The 771-nt window shown below is 38.1% G+C and carries 1 protein-coding gene; it reads left to right on the forward strand.

Annotated elements, in window-relative coordinates; genetic code table 11:
* Positions 1 to 162: 162 nt before the first annotated feature.
* Positions 163 to 531: a GxxExxY protein gene (locus tag CWB60_RS20350; RefSeq protein ID WP_138579917.1), complete on the forward strand. Its 369-nt coding sequence runs from the start codon at positions 163 to 165 to the stop codon at positions 529 to 531.
* Positions 532 to 771: the final 240 nt, after the last annotated feature.

A 771-nucleotide genomic window follows, 5' to 3' on the forward strand; every position in this document is an offset into this window, starting at 1 on the left:
TCAAAAGTGATTAAGAGATTGTTATCACCACAGAGGATAAAGAGAAGTAAAGGAGAAGAGCCAATTACTGCTCGGTGTAGCGCGCAGCGCTTCGGTCTCCTCGGTGGTAAATAAAAGGCTTATAATTATTTAAGTGCTAAATAAATTTAAGGATTACTATTTATGGAAGATTTGGTGACTCAAACCGTTATTGGTTGCGCTATTGAAGTGCATAAAACCCTTGGTCCTGGTTTGTTAGAGTCTAGTTATGAAAGTTGCTTACTTTATGAGTTACAAGAAGCTGGCTTATTACCTCTTAATCAAGTTGCATTACCAATTAGTTACAAAAGTATAAATATAGATGCAGGGTATAGGCTAGATATACTAATACCTGACAAATTGATTATTGAATTAAAAGCCGTTGATAAGCTGCAGCCTATTCATTCAGCTCAGCTTATAACTTACTTAAAGTTAACAGGTATAAAAACAGGCCTATTGATTAATTTTAATCAAGTCCGTTTACTTGATGGGCTGAAATGTATTAGCGTGTAAAGTACGCCGGCTCAGTCGGTAAGCTAGGAGAAGATCGAATATAACTTCTCAGTACAGTCCTCGGTGGTAGATTTGCTTTAGATCAAAGACCTAAAGTAACTGTTATCACCACAGAGGACACGGAGAAGTGAATGAGAAGAGCTAATTACTGCGCAGCGCCTCGGTGGTAGGTTTTTTTTGGGGAAGTGATTAAGAGATTATTATCACCACAGAGGGCAAGGAGAAGTGAAGGAGAAAAGC

It is taken from the genome of Pseudoalteromonas sp. S327 (genome assembly GCF_005886415.1).
GTDB classification, from domain to species: domain Bacteria; phylum Pseudomonadota; class Gammaproteobacteria; order Enterobacterales; family Alteromonadaceae; genus Pseudoalteromonas; species Pseudoalteromonas atlantica.

Excerpts from the sequence above, each read along its gene's own strand:
- CWB60_RS20350 (WP_138579917.1), top strand. The coding sequence starts at position 163 with ATGGAAGATTTGGTGACTCAAACCGTTATTGGTTGCGCTATTGAAGTG.